Source organism: Roseburia sp. TF10-5, assembly GCF_003462365.1.
Classification (GTDB): domain Bacteria; phylum Bacillota; class Clostridia; order Lachnospirales; family Lachnospiraceae; genus Roseburia; species Roseburia faecis.
Genome location: NZ_QTYW01000004.1, coordinates 39,666 through 59,704 on the forward strand (window position 1 = coordinate 39,666; position 20,039 = coordinate 59,704).

The 20,039-nt window shown below is 39.8% G+C and carries 22 protein-coding genes and 4 pseudogenes; 23 read left to right on the top strand and 3 right to left on the bottom strand.

The window, feature by feature from the left end; translation table 11 throughout:
- The first annotated feature begins 28 nt into the window (after window positions 1-28).
- From DXD06_RS05370 to DXD06_RS17440, 8 genes and pseudogenes are all read left to right on the top strand, one after another.
- Entirely contained in the window at window positions 29-583 is a 555-nt protein-coding gene (locus tag DXD06_RS05370) for a GNAT family N-acetyltransferase (RefSeq protein WP_117830938.1), read from the top strand.
- Window positions 576-698: pseudogene (locus DXD06_RS17940) on the top strand (GNAT family N-acetyltransferase); the annotation flags it as partial. The gene DXD06_RS05370 and the pseudogene DXD06_RS17940, both read left to right, overlap by 8 nt.
- A 216-nt stretch (window positions 699-914) precedes the next feature.
- On the top strand, window positions 915-1,604 hold the full coding sequence (locus DXD06_RS05385; protein ID WP_117830939.1) for a response regulator transcription factor: 690 nt from the start codon (window positions 915-917) through the stop codon (window positions 1,602-1,604).
- Window positions 1,580-2,845: a sensor histidine kinase gene (locus DXD06_RS05390; protein WP_117830940.1), complete on the top strand. Its 1,266-nt coding sequence runs from the start codon at window positions 1,580-1,582 to the stop codon at window positions 2,843-2,845. Before DXD06_RS05385 ends, DXD06_RS05390 begins: the two co-directional genes overlap by 25 nt.
- Before the next feature lie 170 nt (window positions 2,846-3,015).
- Window positions 3,016-3,690: an ABC transporter ATP-binding protein gene (locus DXD06_RS05395; RefSeq protein WP_117830941.1), complete on the top strand. Its 675-nt coding sequence runs from the start codon at window positions 3,016-3,018 to the stop codon at window positions 3,688-3,690.
- A complete protein-coding gene (locus DXD06_RS05400; RefSeq protein WP_117830942.1) occupies window positions 3,687-6,131 on the top strand; it encodes an ABC transporter permease in 2,445 nt (814 codons plus the stop codon). The genes DXD06_RS05395 and DXD06_RS05400 overlap by 4 nt, the downstream gene beginning before the upstream one ends.
- 279 nt (window positions 6,132-6,410) lie before the next feature.
- On the top strand, window positions 6,411-7,013 hold the full coding sequence (locus tag DXD06_RS05405; protein WP_055039195.1) for a Type 1 glutamine amidotransferase-like domain-containing protein: 603 nt from the start codon (window positions 6,411-6,413) through the stop codon (window positions 7,011-7,013).
- 256 nt (window positions 7,014-7,269) lie between these two features.
- A complete protein-coding gene (locus tag DXD06_RS17440; protein ID WP_237998137.1) occupies window positions 7,270-7,338 on the top strand; it encodes a hypothetical protein in 69 nt (22 codons plus the stop codon).
- A 176-nt stretch (window positions 7,339-7,514) separates the two neighbouring features.
- On the opposite strand, the gene DXD06_RS05410 is transcribed toward DXD06_RS17440, so the two are convergent.
- A complete protein-coding gene (locus DXD06_RS05410) occupies window positions 7,515-8,411 on the bottom strand; it encodes an AraC family transcriptional regulator (RefSeq protein WP_015559398.1) in 897 nt (298 codons plus the stop codon).
- A 115-nt stretch (window positions 8,412-8,526) separates the two neighbouring features.
- On the opposite strand from DXD06_RS05410, the gene DXD06_RS05415 reads away from it, so the two are divergent.
- Both DXD06_RS05415 and DXD06_RS05420 read left to right on the top strand, forming a co-directional pair.
- The gene (locus DXD06_RS05415; protein WP_117830943.1) at window positions 8,527-9,738 is read left to right on the top strand and encodes an MFS transporter; all 1,212 of its coding nucleotides are present in this window, start codon (window positions 8,527-8,529) and stop codon (window positions 9,736-9,738) included.
- A 42-nt stretch (window positions 9,739-9,780) separates the two neighbouring features.
- Entirely contained in the window at window positions 9,781-10,380 is a 600-nt protein-coding gene (locus DXD06_RS05420; RefSeq protein WP_117830944.1) for a DUF1349 domain-containing protein, read from the top strand.
- Window positions 10,381-10,497: 117 nt separating this feature from the next.
- On the opposite strand, the pseudogene DXD06_RS05425 reads toward DXD06_RS05420, so the two are convergent.
- A pseudogene (locus DXD06_RS05425) lies at window positions 10,498-10,734 on the bottom strand (DUF6061 family protein).
- A gap of 143 nt (window positions 10,735-10,877) precedes the next feature.
- On the opposite strand from DXD06_RS05425, the gene DXD06_RS05430 reads away from it, so the two are divergent.
- From DXD06_RS05430 to DXD06_RS17240, 4 genes are read left to right on the top strand one after another with little or no spacing between them, the layout of a single operon-like run.
- Complete coding sequence (locus tag DXD06_RS05430) at window positions 10,878-11,180, top strand: type II toxin-antitoxin system RelB/DinJ family antitoxin (protein ID WP_015553867.1); 303 nt, start codon at window positions 10,878-10,880, stop codon at window positions 11,178-11,180.
- A complete protein-coding gene (locus DXD06_RS05435) occupies window positions 11,180-11,401 on the top strand; it encodes a type II toxin-antitoxin system RelE/ParE family toxin (protein ID WP_243000869.1) in 222 nt (73 codons plus the stop codon). The genes DXD06_RS05430 and DXD06_RS05435 overlap by 1 nt, the downstream gene beginning before the upstream one ends.
- A 36-nt stretch (window positions 11,402-11,437) precedes the next feature.
- Window positions 11,438-11,995: a GNAT family N-acetyltransferase gene (locus DXD06_RS05440; RefSeq protein WP_207745610.1), complete on the top strand. Its 558-nt coding sequence runs from the start codon at window positions 11,438-11,440 to the stop codon at window positions 11,993-11,995.
- Between the two features lie 60 nt (window positions 11,996-12,055).
- Entirely contained in the window at window positions 12,056-12,199 is a 144-nt protein-coding gene (locus DXD06_RS17240; RefSeq protein ID WP_171029233.1) for a hypothetical protein, read from the top strand.
- 382 nt (window positions 12,200-12,581) lie between these two features.
- Here DXD06_RS17240 and DXD06_RS17945 read toward each other — a convergent pair whose 3' ends face one another.
- Entirely contained in the window at window positions 12,582-12,797 is a 216-nt protein-coding gene (locus DXD06_RS17945; RefSeq protein ID WP_117830945.1) for an MMPL family transporter, read from the bottom strand.
- 299 nt (window positions 12,798-13,096) lie between these two features.
- Here DXD06_RS17945 and DXD06_RS05460 point away from each other — a divergent pair, with 299 nt between their 5' ends.
- The 9 genes and pseudogenes from DXD06_RS05460 to DXD06_RS05505 all read left to right on the top strand — a co-directional run bounded on the left by DXD06_RS05460 (window position 13,097) and on the right by DXD06_RS05505 (window position 20,034).
- Window positions 13,097-13,720 (top strand): TetR/AcrR family transcriptional regulator, encoded by a 624-nt coding sequence (locus tag DXD06_RS05460; RefSeq protein WP_055066854.1) that lies wholly within the window; start codon window positions 13,097-13,099, stop codon window positions 13,718-13,720.
- A gap of 110 nt (window positions 13,721-13,830) precedes the next feature.
- The gene (locus DXD06_RS05465) at window positions 13,831-15,603 is read left to right on the top strand and encodes an ABC transporter ATP-binding protein (RefSeq protein ID WP_117830946.1); all 1,773 of its coding nucleotides are present in this window, start codon (window positions 13,831-13,833) and stop codon (window positions 15,601-15,603) included.
- Window position 15,604: 1 nt separating this feature from the next.
- Window positions 15,605-17,338 carry an ABC transporter ATP-binding protein gene (locus tag DXD06_RS05470; RefSeq protein WP_117830947.1) on the top strand — a complete coding sequence of 578 codons (1,734 nt, stop codon included), beginning with the start codon at window positions 15,605-15,607 and terminating at the stop codon, window positions 17,336-17,338.
- A 107-nt stretch (window positions 17,339-17,445) separates the two neighbouring features.
- Window positions 17,446-17,553 (top strand): annotated as a pseudogene (locus DXD06_RS17950) (class I SAM-dependent methyltransferase); the annotation flags it as partial.
- A 74-nt stretch (window positions 17,554-17,627) separates the two neighbouring features.
- Window positions 17,628-17,888, top strand: a pseudogene (locus DXD06_RS05490) (excinuclease ABC subunit UvrA); the annotation flags it as partial.
- 87 nt (window positions 17,889-17,975) lie between these two features.
- Complete coding sequence (locus DXD06_RS05495; protein ID WP_117830948.1) at window positions 17,976-18,692, top strand: AAA family ATPase; 717 nt, start codon at window positions 17,976-17,978, stop codon at window positions 18,690-18,692.
- A gap of 141 nt (window positions 18,693-18,833) precedes the next feature.
- Complete coding sequence (locus tag DXD06_RS05500; RefSeq protein ID WP_117830949.1) at window positions 18,834-19,106, top strand: metal-sensing transcriptional repressor; 273 nt, start codon at window positions 18,834-18,836, stop codon at window positions 19,104-19,106.
- A 147-nt stretch (window positions 19,107-19,253) separates the two neighbouring features.
- The gene (locus DXD06_RS17800) at window positions 19,254-19,490 is read left to right on the top strand and encodes a P-type ATPase (protein WP_330418161.1); all 237 of its coding nucleotides are present in this window, start codon (window positions 19,254-19,256) and stop codon (window positions 19,488-19,490) included.
- A complete protein-coding gene (locus DXD06_RS05505; RefSeq protein ID WP_330418154.1) occupies window positions 19,456-20,034 on the top strand; it encodes an HAD-IC family P-type ATPase in 579 nt (192 codons plus the stop codon). Before DXD06_RS17800 ends, DXD06_RS05505 begins: the two co-directional genes overlap by 35 nt.
- The last annotated feature ends 5 nt before the right edge of the window (window positions 20,035-20,039 follow it).

Genomic DNA, 20,039 nt, shown 5'->3' on the forward strand with positions numbered 1-20,039 from the left:
TGTAAAGCAGTTGGTAAAGGAGTAGGTTATGACATTAGAAACTGAGAGATTAATACTTCGTCCCTGGAAAGAGGATGATGCAGAGAGTTTATATAAATATGCAAAAAATCCAGAGGTGGGGCCTATAGCAGGATGGCCAGTACATACAAGTGTAGAGAATAGCAGAGAAATCATCAAAAGTGTTTTGGCAGCAGATGAAACATATGCAGTGTGTTTAAGAGAAGATAATGTTGCAATTGGAAGTATCGGATTGACTCCGCCAGCGCAGTCGCACACAAAAGCAGCTGATGATGAAATAGAAATTGGATATTGGATAGGTGTTCCATACTGGGGGCAGGGCTTGATTCCCGAAGCGGTTCGAGCTTTACAGAAGCATGCTTTTTTAGATTTGGGGTGTAGTGCTATGTGGTGCGGATATTATGACGGAAATGAAAAATCAAAACGCTGTCAGGAAAAATGTGGATTCAAATATCATCATACGGAAGAAAATAAACCCTGTGCACTTATGGGAGATGTTAGAACGGAGCACTTTACTTATCTTACAAAAGAACAGTGGTCTGATAGTCAGGATAGAAGAATATAAACAAGCATCATTATCAGTTCAAAAGACGAATTATGCTGTCCGTATGTATAGGAAGATAGGATTTGAAATTGTTGATGAAAATGATGAGGAATATATTATGATTTGTAAATTATAGGCACTTGCAAGTTCAAGTTTATAGGGATGATACAACAATTATTTTTGCATGGAAAAAAGAATCCAACGAGAAAGAAAAAAATTGCTTTCTGATAAATTACCTGCAAATCTGGGATATCTTTATGAGAATCTGGTCGCTCAAATGATTGCAGCGTCGGGAAGAGAACTATACTATCATACTTGGAAAAAATAGTTAATAAAGAGAGGTGCATATGCTATGCCAGATATACTCGTGGTTGAAGATGATGAAAATTTAAATCGTGGAATTACATTCTCACTGAAAAAATCCGGATATGAGGTTTTTTCAGCAGAATCAGTGAAAAAAGCGAAAAGAATTGCAAGTGATCATAATGTGGATGTTACCATTTGTGATGTGAATCTTCCAGATGGGAATGGACTGGAATTTGTAAGGTGGATGAGATGCAATTATAATACATACATTATTTGCCTTACAGCGCTAGATCAGGAGATGGATCAGGTTATGGGATATGAAGCAGGGGCAGATGATTATATTACAAAGCCCTTTAGTCTTTCGGTACTTCTTTTGAAAATAGAAGCACATTTCCGCCGCAGACAGGAGAAAACGGAAGCAGGAAAGATGATTTCGGGAGATATCGTATTTATCGCAGGAGAAATGAAAGTCCTGATAAAGAGTCGTGAAATCAGTCTGACAAAAACGGAGTTGAAAATGCTGACATTTTTTCTTCAGAATCCGAAACAGATTCTTTCAAAAACACAAATATTGGAAAATGTGTTTGATCTGGAAGGGGATTTTGTGGATGAAAATACAATCGCTGTCAATATCAGAAGACTCCGTGAGAAAATCGAAGACAATCCGGCTGCACCGGTCTATATAAAGAATATCAGAGGTCTTGGGTATATATGGAATCAGGAGGTAAGGCAGTGACAAAGAGATATCGCAAGAAGATCACAGTAGCGCTCTCCTTGGTTTTGCCTGTCATAGTATTGTTTGCAATATTAAATTGCTTTACCACATATGTGTTTTATGAAGATTATAAATATAAAATGAATCTTATGACAGAGATTGCTGCAAAGGAAGAATTTTCCGGGCTGGATGCTGTTTCGGAATTGCTTAAGGATAAGGATATTGAAACGAACGAACAGGGAAGGCGATTATTGGAGCAATATGGATACTGGGGGAATAAAGGGAATGCATTTTATTCGCAATTCCGGCATCAGGTTATGGTGACCGGTGCTGTAAGTACTGTGATATGCGTGCTTTTTTTGATTTTTTTACTTTATTGGAAGAAAAAAGAAGATGCGTGTCATCAGAAAATTTTAGACCAGTTGGAAGAAATTCTGATCAGATTCCGTGAAAATAAATTTGATGATTTACTGAAAACGGAAAATCATGCAGAACTGGAAAAATTGAATGACCAGCTTGAAGCAATCGGACATCATATTCAGTTGCTAAAGGAAGAAGCACGGGAAGAAAAAGAGAGCACGAAAGAAATGGTTTCTGATATCTCTCACCAGTTAAAGACACCGGTTGCAGCTTTGGATACATGTTTTAGTGTGCTGATGCAGAATGACTTAAGTGCCACAGAACAGGAGGAGTTTCGTATCCGTTGTCGGAGTGCTCTGGATGGACTGGAGACATTATTGCAGTCGCTTCTTGAAATATCCAAGATGGAAACTGGACTGATTCAGATTAATAAGAAAAAACTTCCGCTTATGGATACTGTCATATCTGCTGTGAACTGTACTTATCCAAAAGCGGATGAGAAAGAAATGGAATTCGTTTTTGACTATGCAAAAGAGCTGGAAACATGCATGGTTATGCAGGATAAAAGATGGCTTGGTGAAGCTGTGATCAACGTTCTGGATAATGCAATCAAGTACAGCCCGGATGGTTCAAAAATATTTATCCGGTTACAAAAAAGAAACGATCTTGTAAGAATGGAAATTGAGGATCAGGGAATTGGTATTCCGCAGAATGAGTATCACAAAATTTTTCAACGATTTTACAGAGGAAGTTCCAAGGAGGTCATGGAAAAGAGTGGTACAGGAATCGGACTTTTTCTATCGAGAGAAATTATCGAAAAACACGCAGGTACAATCATGGTAACCTCCGGCAAAAAGAAAAAAGGAAGCACGTTTGTGATTCAATTACCATATGTTGGTTAAATTTTAAGTGGGCAGAAATCTTACAATTCTGTAAGACTTCTGCTCGTTTTTTGAAAGTGAAATGAAAGATTGTCCTGATACAATTTGGATGTAGGATGAAAAATGACTATAAACAGGCAAAGAAAGCGTGCTGAAAAGGTACGCTTTACAGAATGAAAAGGAGGCAACACATGAGTGTGATATTAGAAACCAAGCAGCTTTGTAAGTTTTATGGCGCGGGTGAGAATCAGGTCAAAGCGGTCAATCAGGTGGACATTCAGATCGAGCAGGGAGAATTTGTCGCAATTGTTGGAAAGTCAGGTTCCGGTAAAAGTACATTACTTCATATGCTTGGAGGGCTAGACACCCCGACAAAAGGCAGTGTTACTTTAGCCGGGAAAGATTTATATAGGATGAAGGAAGATGCCCTTGCTGTTTTCCGCAGAAGAAAAATCGGATTTGTTTTTCAGGCATTTAATCTGGTTTCATCTGTTAATGTCTGGGAAAATATTGTACTGCCACTGGGGCTGGATGGAAGAAAAGTGGATGAAGCGTATGTAAATGATATCATTGCAACTCTGGGGATTGAAAACCGGATTTCTAATCTGCCAAATCAGTTATCCGGAGGACAGCAGCAGAGAGTAGCAATTGCAAGAGCACTGGTGAATCGTCCGGAAATTATATTTGCAGATGAGCCGACAGGAAATCTTGATTCTAAGACCAGTGATGAGGTAATCGCCCTGCTTAAGATGACAGCAAAAAAATATGGACAGACAATTGTAATGATTACCCATGATGACGAAATTGCACAGGTCGCTGACCGTATTCTGGTGATTGAGGATGGACAGGTGGTGGATTTTAGATGAAGACAATAAGCAGGATTGCATATAGCAATGACAAAAAGAACAAGACAAGAAGTATACTGATTATGATGTCCATATGTCTGACCACGATGCTGCTTGTGATTATCAGTACTGTGGGAAATGGAATGATACGTTTGCAGAAAAGTCAGGCGGCAGGCTCATATGGAAACAATTATGGTCTGTTTGTCGCAGCAGATGCCTCGCAGTTAAAGGAAGTAAGCCGCCGTGCAGAAATAGATGCAATAGGAATTATGTGTACAGAAGGCATAATTAAAGGCAATGAAAATGGCGGGTTTGTCTGCATGGATGAGACTGCAAGAAAAATGCTTCCCTATAATAAGGAATATGAGTTAAAGGAAGGAAAGTATCCGGAAAAAATGCAGGAAATTGCCGCCGGAAGAGCATTTTTTCGTGCAATGGGATATGATGATGTAAAGGTCGGAGATACGGTTACACTGGATTACCGCGCAGGGATGCGGTCAGAATATAAGCCGGAAGAATTTGTTGTCAGCGGAATCCTATATGACCGGGATGAGTATACCATCGAGGCATCTTATGTTGCTTTCGGGTCACAGGAGTTTTATGATGAGCACGTCGCAGAGAATGACAGACAGTATAATATCTATTTTACGTTAAACGATTCTGCAAATGTATCTATGAATAATATTGAACCGGTTATAAAGCAGATTGCAGCATCTTGTGGAATCGAAGAAAAAAACGTTATAGTCAATGCTCTCTATTTGCAATGGATCTTGCAGCCGAGTTATGAAACGATTGCGGTATGTGGAATTCTGATTCTTGCAATTGTACTTTTCTCTGTTGTGGTCATTTATAATATTTTTCAGGTCGGTATTGTCAACAAGATACAGGAGTATGGAAAAATCAAGGCTCTGGGAGCGACAAAAAAGCAGATGAAACAACTGATCTTCAGAGAGGGTATGTTTTTGACAATTTCTTCCATACCGGTTGGGTTGCTTCTTGGTTTTCTGATTGCAAAATGTGGTTTTAACTGGCTGGTAGAACAGGGAAACCTTGTATCAACCGGGACGGACTCTATGGGAGTCCAAAATCAGCAGGTGCCACTGTTTTCCCTGCCTGTTATACTTCTATGTATTTTCGTATCATTTCTTACCGTTGCTTTGGCACTGCGCAAACCAATGAAAATTGTTTCACGGATTTCACCTATCGAAGCAACACGGTATTTAGAAAATGCAGAAACACACAAAAAAGGAAAACGAAATGGCAGAAAAAATGTCACCGTGTTTTCTATGGCAATGGCAAATATAACGGGTAATCCAAAAAGAACCATTGGTACCATCCTCACACTGGGGCTTTCCTGCGCATTGTTTGTGATTATCTCTAATTATGTAGGAAATATTGATACGGAGCATGAAGCACGTCTTTCCGTTAATCATGGACAATTTGAACTGCAGCTTGACTATTCTGCTGAGTACGATGAAAGATATCCGGAGAATAATCTGGATACGATTCTGACGGATAATCCATTGAATGATTCAATGATTGAAGAAATCAAAAGCATTCCAGGAGTGACAGATGTCATGACGAGAGAGATTGTCTCTGTAAATCTGAATGGAACAAGATTTCCGGCTGCTATTGTGAGTAAAAAGGATTTTGATTTTATGCGCCAGGACGGGGATATTGGCTCTATGGACTATGATCAGGCGGTAAAGAATGGTGAAATTTTCTTTGGCTGGTCAACGTGGATGGAACAAGATGGATATGCTCCGGGTGAATCCATTGCATTTGACTTTGAGAATGGAAGTGGAACCTATACCTATCAGGGAAAGATTGCGGGATCTTTTGTAAGTGCGGACACTTATCTTGTCATTCCGGAAGGTGTATACCGTTCCATGAATCCGAGAGGAACAGCCTATGGCTATCTGTGGGTGGACTGTGATAAAAAAGATGTGGCATCTGTAGAACAAAGTCTGAATACTTTGATTTCTAATACTTCGCATATAAAAATGGATACTTATCATGCGCAGTTACAATCTGCCGAATTTGCAAGTAGCATGATGAAGCTTGGCTGTTATCTGTTTATGGCTATTGTAGGACTCATCGGGTTTATGAATATGGCGAATACCATGATCATGAATATTACGACAAAAAAGCAGGAATATGGTATATTACAGGCTGTGGGTATGACAAATAAACAATTAAATTTATGTCTGCAGTTACAGGGACTGATTTTTACGGTTGGCACCATATGTGTAGCACTTATCATTGGTCTGCCGCTCGGCTATGCACTTTTTTCCTATGCAAAACATAATGGAATATTTGGAATGAATATCTATCATGTTCCAATCGTACCAATTTTTATTATGATTTTTTTGGTCGGTCTGTTGCAGATTGTACTTTCCTGCGTTTTAAGCAGTAATCTGAAAAAGGAAACGCTGGTTGAAAGAATAAGGTATCAGGGATAGCACTTATTCAACAGGCGGAAAAAAATATGATATAATGCGTGTGTATGCAACTCCGACATCAAGTAATATGTTTTCAATCTGAAATTAATGTTGGTACAATTTTGGGAATTGTAATTATTATTATTATTGGATTTTTAGTAAGAGTTGAGACAGTTGTGAAAGCAGTTAAATATAGTCAACAATAAAAGAGTTTTGTGAAATGTGTTTAATGGTGTTAGGCACCAAAAATTTCGAAACAATAAGGAAAAGCTCAATCGGAATTTATTAAGGAGGATATGGATGAAACTGTTTTTATGTTCGCACTTTTCAAGTGTAGGAAGTTTGATAAAAGAAGAAATTGATAACAAGAAAGTCGCATTTATTCCCACAGCTTCGCTGCGTGAAGGCTATACCGGTTATGTCGGCTCGGCTCGAAAGCTATTCAATAAACTGGGAGCAGCCGTAACGGAAATTGATATTTCAACGGAGGCTTATTTAACGATACAGTCCGTTTTTGAAGATGCGGATGTGATATATTTTACTGGTGGAAATTCTTTCTTCCTTATGGACCAGCTCCGTAAAACGGGAACGGATGAGTTATTGAAGAAAGAATTGGCAAAGGGAAAACTGATGATCGGTGAATCGGCGGGTGCGATTATATGCGCTCCAACTATCCAATATATTGAACAAATGGATGAAAAGCCGGAGGACTACTCACAAGAAGATGATGCAGGGCTTGATTTGATTGATTTCTATGTTCTTCCGCATTATCTTACAGCACCATTTAAGAAAGTTACTGAGAAAATAATGACTGAATTTTCGGATTTGAATCTATGCCCAATTAACAACCGTCAGGGAATTGTAATTGATGGTGAAGGTTCAAAGGTTATTTGCAAAGACTAATTTGAAAATTCAAGTTTGCCGAAATATCTGGCTAACTTTCCCAATTTTACAGGCATTCCAGCCCATTCATTAGTGAAATGATATGTATTTTCCCTTATTTTTGCCCTTATGAGATAATCGTAAGGGAAATAAGGGAAAGTTTTATTTAGTCATTGCCTGCCACTTTATCAAGTAACTTTGCGGATTCCCGCTTGGCTTTTCTTGTAGAGTGTGTATAGACATTCATTGTGGTAATCTGCTATTTCTCTTATTATTCGTGCAACTGGTATATGTTGCAATCAGGTGGTATATAAAAGGCTGGCGGGATACAAGGAGTTATTATTAAAATTGCAAACAGATAGATAAAATATATAAAACTATCCATTTGCATATAGAATTCTTTTATCTTTTGAATATTGTAAATATGATGCATAAATAGTATATTGTCAGCATAATTGATACAGATAATATAACGAAAAACAACATCATCTCCAAATATTGTATGATTACAGAAAGTAGAAATTAAGAAATTTCCTCTGTTTTCTTCTTTCTGTATTCATTTGGACTCATATGATAATATTGTCTAAACTTCCGGCAGAAATAGCCGGAACTTGTAAATCCGGTTTCTTCTGCAATGGAAGAAACCGATTTTTGAGTGATATAAAGTTGTTCAGCAGCCTGTGCTAGTCTGTATTGAATTAGATATGCTACCGGAGAACAGTGGATGCCAGTTTGAAAAATGTGTAAAGCTCCACTTTTGCTGATAGATGCCGATGCCGCAATCGTCTCCAATGTAATCTCTTCCATGTAGTGATCATGAATATACTGCATCATAGCTTGTAATCTTGCTTGTTTGTGATTTAATCGATGAATACTGTTAGAATCAGAAGTCCAGTCCATATTTTTTTGCAATATGTTCCAAAGCTGAAATAAAAGTTGTATAGTACATAATTCATTATCCGGTTTAGTTTCCTGAATAGTACAAATTTGCGACAAAAGTTGTAGCACCTGTTTTCCAAATGTGTTGGATGGACTGAAAACTTGATATGGAACAGACGAGCTTATCACAGGAAGAATATATTTTTCGTAAATGAGGCTGTTTTCGGGTGCTAATAGGGTTGGCGAAAAAACAATATTAGGTGCAAATGTACTGCTTTGTGCTTCAAAACGATGCAGGACACCGCTATTGATAAATATGCCGCAACCTTTATGTAGTTCTATTTTACTTGTACCTATAAGGCAGAGCGCAGTACCTTCAGCAGTATAAAGAAATTCTAATTCATGATGCCAATGCCAGTCAATGCGATGGAAGTCAAATTTCCAAATATTATCAGGATAGTATGCAAATGGATAACGATTGTTGCCATGCTGGATGGTTTCTCGTAGTGTTTCATCTGTAGTTATCTTAAAAGTCTCCATGCTATATTTCCTCATAAATAATAAAATTTGTTATATTGTACCATAAATATATGATTTTATACAATGACTAGATATAAAGTTTACGATATAATCACATTTATTAGAGGAGGACAAAATGAAAAGCCAATATAATAAGACAATTACAGCCTGTTTTGTAGGTTATATTGTACAAGCTATCGTTAATAATTTTACACCACTGCTTTTTTTGTTTTTTCAGAAATGCTATCATATTCCAATTTCCAAAATTACATTGTTAGTGACTTTTAATTTTGGGATACAACTACTGGTTGATCTTCTTTCTGTCAGATTTGTTGATAAAATAGGATATCGGATATCAATGATTATAGCTCATGTTCTAGCAGCGGCAGGATTATTCCTTCTTACAGTTTTACCAGAGATTTTACCAGTTTCCTTTATTGGAATTTTGATTGCTGTAATGATCTATGCGGTAGGTGGTGGACTTTTGGAAGTCCTAGTCAGTCCAGTTGTTGAGGCTTGTCCATCCGACAATAAGGAAAAAGCAATGAGCCTGTTGCATTCTTTTTATTGCTGGGGACACGCCGGAGTTGTACTCATATCAACCGTGTTCTTTTATGTAGTCGGTATAGATAACTGGAAAATATTAGCCATTATTTGGGCGGTTATTCCAATTGGAAATGCTTTTGTTTTTTCAAAGGTTCCCATTGCACCATTGCTTGAGGATGGAGATACCGGACTTGGATTAAAGGAATTGTTACGGATGAAAATTTTTTGGATTTTGTTGATTATGATGATATGTGCAGGAGCAAGTGAGCAAGCAGTAAGTCAATGGGCCTCTGCTTTTGCAGAAAAAGGTCTTGGAATTTCAAAGGCAGCCGGCGACTTAGCAGGGCCGATGGCATTTGCGGTTCTAATGGGAATATCAAGATTGTTTTATGGTAAGTATGGTGACCGTATCAATTTGGAACACTTTATGATTTATAGTAGTTTTTTATGTATTTTATCCTATTTAGGGATTTCATTATTCTCGATTCCGCTATTAAATCTGATTGCCTGCGCTGTCTGTGGGCTTTCAGTGGGAATCATGTGGCCTGGAACTTTCAGCAAGGCATCAGCAGCTTTGCCCCAAGGGGGAACAGCCATGTTTGCATTGCTGGCATTAGGTGGAGATATAGGTTGTTCAGGAGGTCCTACATTGGTTGGAATGGTATCAGGAGCTTTTGGGGATAACCTAAAGATGGGAATTTTGGCAGGAATTATTTTTCCAGTGTTGCTACTTATAGGAGTCATTCTTTGCAGAAGACAAAAGAAAATTACTAATTATAATACAGTGAAAAGTAGGCACTAAATATAGCTGCTTATTAAAATAAAAAAGAAAGTGAGAAAAAAGATGGAATTTTTGAAAAACAATCCTAAATGGATACGTCAACCAAAGCAGGTACAAATTAGAGAGGATAAAGTTGTAATTCTTACAGAAAGGGGTACCGACTTATGGGCACGCACTTATTATGGTTTTCAAAATGATAATGCTCCAGTATTTCAAGTTGAAACAACGGACAAGTACTTTTCTTTTATTGTTAAAACAGAATTCGAGAGTACCTGTCGTTTTGACCAGTGTGGTGTGGCTATGTATTTAAATAGTGATAATTGGTTTAAGGCATCTATAGAATATGAGAATGAAAAAATACAGCGATTGGGAAGCGTTGTAACCAATCATGGATATTCTGACTGGGCAACAACAGACATATCCTCTGATATTAAAAGTATGTGGTATCGTTTTTCACGAAGGGACAGTGACTACTGTATTGAATGCAGTGAGGATGGCATAAATTTCAGACAAATGCGTATTTTCCATATGTGGGAAGGTGCAGAAAAAATTACTTATGGAATATATGCATGTAGCCCGACAGAAGGCTCATATAAGGCAACATTTTCAAATATGCAGATTACGGAATGTAAATGGGAATCAGATGCAGACTGGCGTGATTGATGATATGATTTCTAAAGATAAATCTCATATGAGAATCATTATCAGTTAAATTGAATAATAAATATAAGTCAAAAATAATCCCCGAAAAATTTTAGAATTTTTGGGGATTATTTAACATTATAAATAAAGAGTGTCCTCTGCATCCACCCATATTTGCATCGTTCCATCAAGATATAATTTTGCATATTCAAGTGGTTCATCAATGGCAAGTGCGTTTAATGAACAGACTGATCTGGGTGTGGGTTATAAATCCTTCTCAGCTTCCTGACAGTCAATACGGAGCATATAGCCAGCACTGGTATACACATCAATGCTGTTGCGTTGTGGATTGTATTCTGCAAATATTGTTCTCATCGTAACTTATCTCTTCTTATCGTTGAATCAATTATTTGTTACAAAAATCAGAAGCATTTCAATCAGTGCATCGAAAATATATTTCATAGATTGATTTGTAACGCAAAAGACGTTACAATAAAAGAAAGATGGAGGTGTATTCTATGGGAAAAACAGCAACATTAAATATAAGAGTAAATCCAGATGTAAAAGAAAATGCAGAAAGTGTATTGGCACAATTAGGGATACCAATGGCTACTGCTATAGATATGTATTTAAAACAAATATCATTAGTAGGAGGAATTCCCTTTTCTATTGTATTACCAAAAGCAGCTAATTCAGTGAATGCAGATATGATGTCTGTTACACAGATTCATCAAAAGTTAGAAAAAGGATATGCCGATATAGAGAAAGGAAATGTTGAGGATGCAGCTAGTGCGTTTGTGGCATTTAGAGAGAGGCATTAATGAAGCAATATAATCGCATTGCTGATGAAATACTTACATTAGACACTTTCCCAGAACGATTTAGGATTATGGATTCTGAGCCGGAAAAGAGAATGGAGTTGCGTAGAATGCTCGTCGATAATTATTCAGTGTTTTACACAATCCGTGACGAAAGGGTAGTTGTAACGGATGTGTTATACACGGCATCTGATATAGAAGCACGTTTGAGAGGCGAGCTATAAAAGCACGCGTTTATTTGAAGTTGGAGGTAAGATTATATGATAACTGCATTGACAACTGATAGACTTATACTGCGTGAATATAATGATGCAGATATAGATGATTATTTTAGATTGAAAAGCGATAAAGAGACAATGTACTATTTGCAAGATATACAATTATTTTCACAAGAAGAAGCTAATGCGGATTTTGCAAATATACTAGCTGACATGAAGTGTGAGGATAGAAAGTTTTATTTCTTTCACATCGAATTGAAAGAAACGCATGAACAAGTTGGTAGTGTTGGTTATACAGTGGTTGATAATACTCCTAGAGGAAAGATAGTTCATGCAGGCTATTTTATTTATCCCAAATTCTGGAGTGAAGGATATGTTACAGAAGCCTTTAAGAAAGTGTTAGAATATGCCTTTACTGAAAATGATGTTTATAGAGTAACAACTGGATGTTTGGCTGAAAATATTGGTTCTGAAAAGGTAATGATAAAATGTGGACTTATAAAAGAAGCAGAGCACCTTGATTGGGAATGGCATGATGGTAAAATGAAAACCAGATTAGAATATCGATTGTTAAAGAACGAATGGCAAGGTCAACAATGAAACAAAAATTTCAGTTTTGAGAATTGAGAAAATCGATACTTGTAGATGGAGGTAATCATAATGAAAGAATATCAATATTTGATTGGAAAGATTATTGCCGCAGTGGCAATTATAGTTGCCGCAATCATTATAGCGCAGGCTATTGGTGGAGCTGGAGAAAGTATCCGCAGTGGCTTGTTTCAATTAGGGGATGCGCTTCGGTAACTTTTGATTTGTTGAACTGATAAAAACCCTTTAGGAACTAAAGGGCGCACTTCTATACTCTCCTGTCGAGAGTATCGTGCGTCCTGCGGAGCTTCATTCCCGGTCAGCAGAAGAAAACTGCTCGACCGAGAATGTTTCGTCACTTCGTTCCGTCAAGGTGGCTACACCCCCTTGTGCTGCTTGTGCGTCTATCCCCTGTGGACTTGTCTTCCGCAAACGGTTTTGGCAAACCGTTCGCCGCCAGCAAGTTGCAAAAAAGTATGATGGAGGTACTCAATTTGAAAAGAGCTGCAAAAATAGTTTTGATAGGAGTCTGCTTCGGCTTGATTTTGTTATTCCTTAAAATTAGTTTTAGGATTGATGATGCAGCTTTTATGCATGGTTATTGGATTGCGGCGGTAGAAATAACTCCAAGCAGAGTTCCAACTGTTGCCATTGTAATTCCGGAAGTCAGTACAGATACCGTAACATTGGAAACAGTCTCCACAATACTTTCCTTTTTATTAAGCGTCTGTCTGTTTTCTTTATACCGTTCAGTAAACAGAATTGCATAATCTACAATGGCACCCAGCTGGATGGAACGGATAATAACCTTAATCCGTGAAGCTTAAACGGTTATGATGCTACATAATGCTTCCCATAAGTGTTGACATTACAATCATAACGATTGAAAACATAAATGAATCGGCTGCCGTTCTCCGCCCTTTCCAATCTGAATGTTCAAACAAATCAGATTGGAGGTAAGGGAAATGGCATATAACCATGGAAAAGCAGAGCGCAAATGGAAGCTCTGGATTTGGATTACTGTTTTTATGCAACTATTTCTTGTTGCTCTTGACAAAATCATTTTTAGAGATTAAAATTATAACGGTGTTATATAGCACTGTTATATAGGAGGTGTGCAAAATAAACGGAAATGGAACGACTTTAGAAAATATCCACCGGGCAGCGAAAGCGGAATTTTTAGAAAAAGGATATAAAGACGCTTCTCTGCGGAATATTGTGAAATCCGTGGGAATGACTACCGGAGCCTTTTACGGATATTACAAAAGCAAAGAAGAACTTTTTGAAGCCATCGTTGGTGAACATTATGAATATATTCGTAACCGTTTTATAAAAGCGCAGCAGGAGTTCGCCGAACTACCAGCTGCCCAGCAGCCGGAAGTCATGAGTGATATTTCGGGAATCTGCATGTACGATATTCTCTATTATGCGTACGAACATTTAGAGGAATGTAAACTGATCCTCTGCTGTTCGGAAGGAACAAAATTTGCCGGGCTAATTGATGAGATGGTGGAGATTGAGGTAGATGGGACGCATGCCTATCAGGATGTCTTAAGGCAGCTTGGACGGTCCTCTCCGCATATCGATCCTTCGCTGGAGCATATTCTGATCACCGGAATGTTTCATACTTTTTTTGAATTGATCATCCACGAAATGCCGCTAAAAGATGCCGAAAACTACGTTAAAGAAATGCGCGCCTTTTATACAGCAGGATGGATGAAAATTATGGGGCAGTAATGCCTTATAATTTTTGTTTGACAGTTAGCTACAACTAACCTAAATTCGGATATTGTAAGAACATAGACGTGTTCTCTTTATCATAGACACAAAGAAAAGGAGGAATTTTTTTGAAAAAACAATCCAATTTATCACGCCTGCTGGAAATTGCAGGCAGCCATAAGTACCTGACCTATGCTTCCTGGGTGCTTTCTGCCATCAGTGCCCTGATTGCTCTGGTGCCATTCTATTACATCTGGAAAATGATCAAGGAAGTATTGGAGGTGGCACCGAATTTTGGCCAGGCACAGAGCCTGACCGGTAATGGCTGGATGGCAGTATTGTTTGCGGTTATAGCGGTGCTTGTCTACATAGCAGGGCTGATGTGTTCCCATTTGGGAGCATTTCGTATTGCCACAAACCTGCGTATCCAGACCATGGAGCATATTGTTAAGTTGCCTCTTGGGTTTGCCGAGAGTTTTGGCAGCGGAAAACTGCGCAAGATTGTCAACGAATCCAGCGCAGCCACCGAAACCTATCTCGCCCATCAGCTTCCCGACAGAGCCAATGCCATTGCAACCCCCTGCGGTCTTTTGGTGCTGTTGTTCGTGTTTGACTGGAGACTGGGACTATTGAGCCTTGTTCCGGTTGTGCTGGGGTTTCTGATCATGATGGCAATGACCGGAAAGCAGATGCAGGAAAAGATGAAAGAATACCAGAATGCGCTGGATGATATGTCCAATGAAGCGGTAGAGTATGTCCGCGGAATTCCGGTGGTAAAAACCTTTGGTCAGACGATCTTTTCCTTTAAGAAGTTTAAAGACTCCATTGACCGCTATAAAGTATGGGTGATCGCCTATACCAAGCAGCTTCGGACACCGATGATGTTCTATACAGCTGCGATCAACGGAGTTTTTGCCACACTGATCGCCGGAGGACTGTTGCTGACACAAGACGGTGTGACTTCCGGTTTCTTACTGGATCTCATTTTCTATATCATTATTACGCCGGTTATTTCTGTTACACTGACACGCATCATGTTCCAAAGTGAAAATGCCATGATCGTAGATGACGCTTTACAGAGAATTGACAGCGTTTTGCATTTGAAGCCTCTGGAGGAAACCAAACACCCAATGCATCCGCAAAATGCTTCCGTGGAACTGAAATCGGTTCATTTCAGCTATGATGGAGAAAAAGAAGTATTAAAAGATATTTCACTGACCATTCCTGAAGGACGAACCGTAGCTTTTGTCGGCCCGTCCGGCGGTGGTAAAACAACCCTTGCCAACCTGATTTCCCGATTTTTTGATCCCCAGAGCGGATTGGTCAAAATAGGTGGTGTCAATGTGAAAGACATACCGAAAGAGGAACTCATGAATACGGTGTCTTTCGTATTTCAGAACAGCCGTCTGATCAAGGCGTCCATTCTGGAAAATGTGCGTATGGGAAAACCGGAAGCTACCCGTGAGGAAGTTCTGGTTGCCCTTCATCACGCACAATGCGATGATATTCTGGAAAAACTCCCACAGGGTGTGGATACGGTCATTGGTACAAAGGGTGTCTATCTTTCCGGCGGCGAGCAGCAGCGAATTGCCATTGCCCGTGTGATGCTGAAAAATGCTCCTATTATCATTCTGGATGAAGCCACTGCCTTTGCTGACCCGGATAACGAAAGCCGTGTACAGGCTGCTTTTTCAAGACTTTCCGAGGGAAAGACGGTGATTATGATTGCCCACAGGCTTTCTACCGTAACAAATGTGGATCAGATTTTTGTCATTTGCGACGGACGGGTTGCCGAGTGCGGGAACAGCCGTGAATTGCTTGCAAAAGACGGCATTTTCAGCCGTATGTGGAAAAATTACCAGACTTCCGTGCAATGGAAGGTAACAAAGGAGGTGCAGTGATATGATCAAAAAACTGCAGAAAAAATATGCCCTGTCTGAACAGGGGGCAAAAGACCTGATCAAAGGATGCCTGGCCTGTGTCCTTCAGAATCTGTCTTTTATGTTCCCGGTAGGACTTTTATATTACCTGGTCAGCGATCTGATGAACGGGGGTGTTCCCGGTGGGAAAATTCCATTTTATGTGGCAGGCTGCGTGGTGTGTATCGGCCTGATACTGCTGACCACTTTCTTTCAATACAATGCCACCTATTTTGCCACTTACAAAGAAAGCGGCATCCGCCGTATTACTCTGGCAGAGCATCTGCGCAAAATCCCCCTTTCTTTTTTCGGGAAAAAGGATTTAGCCGATCTTACCAGTACCATTATGGCGGACTGCACCTTCCTGGAACAAAGTTTTTCGCATTTTATCCCTGAGCTTGCAGGTTCAATCATTTCTACGATTCTGATTTCCATCGGTCTGCTCTTTACGGACTGGAGAATGGCGCTGGCTGCCTTATGGGTTCTGCCGGTTGCCTTTGCGATTGTGGGATTTTCCGCAAAGATTCAGGAAAATCTGAATCAGAAAGCCATGGATGTAAAGATGGCCTGCGCAGACGGGATACAGGAGTGTATTGAAACGGTACGTGACCTGAAAGCAAATAATGCGGAGCAGGCATATTTAAAAGGGCTGGAAAAGAAGATCCGTGCTGTGGAGCATCGTTCCATCCTCAATGAATTTGGTCTTGCTGCTTTTGTGGTTTCCGCGTCACTGGTGCTGAAGCTTGGTATTGCAACGGTTGCACTGGTGGGAGTTGTTCTACTCATGCAAGGAAGCCTCTCCGTGCTTACATTCTTTATGTTCCTTCTGGTAGTATCCCGTTTGTATGACCCTCTGCAGGGCGCACTCCAGAATCTTGCGGCAGTCATCAGTACACGAACCAACATTGCCCGTATGAATGAAATTCTCGATCATCCCATCCAGCAGGGTAGCGACAGGCTTTCCAATCAGGGGTATGATATTGTCTTTGACCATGTTGGGTTTGCCTACAATACCGGAGAAACCGTATTGAAAGATGTTTCCTTTACGGCAAAACAGGGAGAGGTTACGGCTTTGGTCGGCCCATCTGGCGGCGGGAAAACAACCGTATCCCGGCTGGCTGCAAGGTTCTGGGATATTAACAGAGGAAAGATTACCGTGGGAGGTATGGATGTATCCCGAATAGACCCGGAAACACTGCTTTCTCTGTATTCCATCGTATTCCAGGATGTCACACTGTTTGACAATACGATTCTGGAGAATATCCGAATTGGAAACAAAGACGCCACAGATGAACAGGTCATTGCGGCTGCGAAACTTGCCAATGTGGATGAATTTGCGGAAAAACTGCCGGATGGATGGCATACCAATATCGGAGAAAATGGCTGTGAACTATCCGGCGGAGAGCGCCAGCGTATCTCTATTGCCCGTGCATTTCTGAAAAATGCGCCGATCATTCTTTTGGATGAAGCGACTGCTTCCCTGGATGTGGAAAATGAAACTCTGATACAGACAGCCCTTTCTCGTCTGATCGCAGATAAAACGGTTCTGGTTATCGCCCACAGAATGCGTACCGTAGCCGGAGCGGATAAGATCGTTGTCCTTTCTGATGGCACCGTGGCAGAAGAAGGATCACCAAAGGATCTGGAAGAAAAGAATGGTGTATATGCCCATATGGTAAAACTGCAGACAGAAAGCCAGAATTGGAAACTTGCGTAAAGAAGGAGGAAGCTTTTGGCTCCCACCGTCGGGCTGCCATGATGATGCTGGAGTCTTCCCGGCTGCTTGTCGGCAGAAAGTAATGTGTCAAAACAGGAGGTTTGGCTATGTCCAAGTTAGGAGTCGTGGAGGATACCCTGTTTGTCCCTATGCTGGGAAGAATTTATGCTAGTGAGCATTACCCGCAAATTTTATATGATAAAAAAGCATTGGAAAGATGATAGATTTCTTATGGTAGAGAATGACCGTTTTGACTATATGTATTCTGTGGGAGGAAGAATAAAATTCGGTGAAACTGATTGATGCGGCTCCGATTGGAATCAATGTGCGTTCTACGGTGGCAACTTATGCAAATGTACATGATGAACTTAGGAAGGTATATGCCAAGCTTCCTGATGCAAAGGAAGCAGGATATAAAGCAGGGGATTTTTCTTACAATACAGGAAAACTGCGTTGCCCGACCTGCGATGGAACGGGGGTTATCAGCCTTGATGTGCAGTTTTTACCGGATGTGGAGATACCTTGTCCGGATTGTCATGGAAGCAGATATAATGGAGCTCCTTAGAGCGAGGGACGCTTCTTGTCCGTAAGACAAGAAGATATAGATTAGGTACTCTCTTTATAGGAAGGTGATTGAATGAACGAGCAATTTATACAAGGGGTAATATTCGATTGGAATAGAATTGATAACAATAGTTATTTAAAGAAAATAGAGGCTTTTAAAGGTGTTGAAAAACTTGATTTCAATAAATCAATCACTTTTTTTGTTGGAGAAAATGGCAGTGGTAAATCAACTTTGTTGGAGGCACTTGCTGTAGCACATGGTTTTAATCCTGAGGGGGGAACAAGAAACTATGTTTTTTCTACTCATGATACACATTCAGAATTATGCAATGCGATAAGAATTTCCAAAGGATATCGAAAAGAAAAGTGGGGATATTTTCTTAGAGCTGAAAGCTTTTATAATGTTGCAACACAAGAAGAAGAATATGCAGATATGGCACATCCTTCGGCTAAATATCATGAAAAGTCACATGGAGAGAGTTTCTTAGAATTGGCACAGAATAATTTACAAGCGAATGGTTTATATCTTTTTGATGAGCCAGAAGCAGCATTGTCACCACAGAGACAACTTACATTGTTAATGGAAATATATAAATGTGCAAAGAAAGGGGCACAGTTTTTTATAGTTACACATTCTCCTATTTTATTAGGTATTCCAGATGCAGATATATATTGTTTTGATGATGGAAGTATACATTTATGTGAGTATGAGGAAACGGAAAATTACCAAATTACAGAGATGTTTATAAACAATAGGAAGATATTGCTAGATAGATTACTAACAGATTAGGTATAAAGATATCGACAGATTCCAGTTTATCCAGGCGGAGCCATTCGCATCATGCTGCGTTTCATGCGTATCAACATTGACAGAAGGAATAGATGATTATATAATTTTACGTATACCCGTAGGGGTTACAGGAGGTGTCAAATGAAGCAATGTATGGATGCGGATAACCTGCATCGCAGATTAAAAAAAATTATCGGACAGGTTCAGGCGATAGATCGAATGATAGATGAAGATGTTCCATGTGAAGATGTTCTTTCGCAGATAAACGCAGCAAAATCAGCTTTGCATGGTTGTGGAAAGGTTGTATTGGAAGGTCATATCAAGCATTGTGTCAGAGATGGAATCGAACATGGAGATGCGGATAAGACAATTGAGAATTTTACAAAAGCAGTAGAGCGGTTTGCGAATATGTAACAACGCATGAGAGTCGAAAGGCAGTTATAGGGCATTTTAAATATGCTCTGTAACTGTTTTTTAGTCCTCACTTGATAACCCATACCCCTATTTCATGATGTATTAAAGGTACTGCCGGGGGAGACTATTCCAGTAGATGGAGTCATTATTTCAGGACAGACATCTGTCAATCAGGCAGTTATGACAGGAGAATATCTTCCGGTTGATAAGACAGTCGGTGATGAGGTATCTTCCGGCACAGTGAATCAGTTTGGTGCTTTTGAGATGTGTGCAACAAAAGTTGGAGAAGACAGTTCCATACAGCGTATGATACGCCTTGTTCAGTCAGCGGATGCAGGAAAAGCAAAGATTGTGGGGATCGCTGACAGATGTTGTATTGTCTGATACGATACGAAGTGAGAGTGTTGGTACAATAAAGGTATTAGAAGCATTAAATGTACAGCCGGTACTTCTTACCGGTGATAATGAAAAAGCGGCTGCTTCCATTGCAAGACAGCTTGGTATTTCCGAAATTCAAGCAAACTGTCTGCCGGAGGATAAGTTAAAATACATAAATGAATATCAGAACAGACAGGAAGCTGTCTGTATGATCGGGGATGGAATCAACGATGCACCAGCCTTAAAGGCGGCTGATGTCGGCATTGCTATGGGCGGTGTAGGAAGTGATATTGCTGTGGATGCGGCAGACATTGCCCTGGTGGATGATGAGGTAAAGGAATTGCCACATTTACTGGCACTTTCCAAGCGAATGATGACTACAATAAAGATTAATATGTCATTTTCCATGGGACTTAATTTCATAGCTATCATTCTGGCAATCACAGGCACTCTTGATCCGGTCATAGGTGCATTGGTACATAATGCCGGCTCAGTGCTTGTAATCACAAATTCAGCATTGCTGTTAAAATGGAGGAAATGTCAACTTTAAATCCG

Bases quoted from the DNA above. Each gene is read 5' to 3' on its own strand.
- DXD06_RS05370 (WP_117830938.1), top strand. From the start codon at position 29: ATGACATTAGAAACTGAGAGATTAATACTTCGTCCCTGGAAAGAGGAT.
- DXD06_RS05385 (WP_117830939.1), top strand. From the start codon at position 915: ATGCCAGATATACTCGTGGTTGAAGATGATGAAAATTTAAATCGTGGA.
- DXD06_RS05390 (WP_117830940.1), top strand. From the start codon at position 1,580: ATGGAATCAGGAGGTAAGGCAGTGACAAAGAGATATCGCAAGAAGATC.
- DXD06_RS05395 (WP_117830941.1), top strand. From the start codon at position 3,016: ATGAGTGTGATATTAGAAACCAAGCAGCTTTGTAAGTTTTATGGCGCG.
- DXD06_RS05400 (WP_117830942.1), top strand. From the start codon at position 3,687: ATGAAGACAATAAGCAGGATTGCATATAGCAATGACAAAAAGAACAAG.
- DXD06_RS05405 (WP_055039195.1), top strand. From the start codon at position 6,411: ATGAAACTGTTTTTATGTTCGCACTTTTCAAGTGTAGGAAGTTTGATA.
- DXD06_RS05410 (WP_015559398.1), bottom strand. From the start codon at position 8,411: ATGGAGACTTTTAAGATAACTACAGATGAAACACTACGAGAAACCATC.
- DXD06_RS05415 (WP_117830943.1), top strand. From the start codon at position 8,527: ATGAAAAGCCAATATAATAAGACAATTACAGCCTGTTTTGTAGGTTAT.
- DXD06_RS05420 (WP_117830944.1), top strand. From the start codon at position 9,781: ATGGAATTTTTGAAAAACAATCCTAAATGGATACGTCAACCAAAGCAG.
- DXD06_RS05430 (WP_015553867.1), top strand. From the start codon at position 10,878: ATGGGAAAAACAGCAACATTAAATATAAGAGTAAATCCAGATGTAAAA.
- DXD06_RS05435 (WP_243000869.1), top strand. From the start codon at position 11,180: ATGAAGCAATATAATCGCATTGCTGATGAAATACTTACATTAGACACT.
- DXD06_RS05440 (WP_207745610.1), top strand. From the start codon at position 11,438: ATGATAACTGCATTGACAACTGATAGACTTATACTGCGTGAATATAAT.
- DXD06_RS17240 (WP_171029233.1), top strand. From the start codon at position 12,056: ATGAAAGAATATCAATATTTGATTGGAAAGATTATTGCCGCAGTGGCA.
- DXD06_RS05470 (WP_117830947.1), top strand. From the start codon at position 15,605: ATGATCAAAAAACTGCAGAAAAAATATGCCCTGTCTGAACAGGGGGCA.
- DXD06_RS05495 (WP_117830948.1), top strand. From the start codon at position 17,976: ATGAACGAGCAATTTATACAAGGGGTAATATTCGATTGGAATAGAATT.
- DXD06_RS05500 (WP_117830949.1), top strand. From the start codon at position 18,834: ATGAAGCAATGTATGGATGCGGATAACCTGCATCGCAGATTAAAAAAA.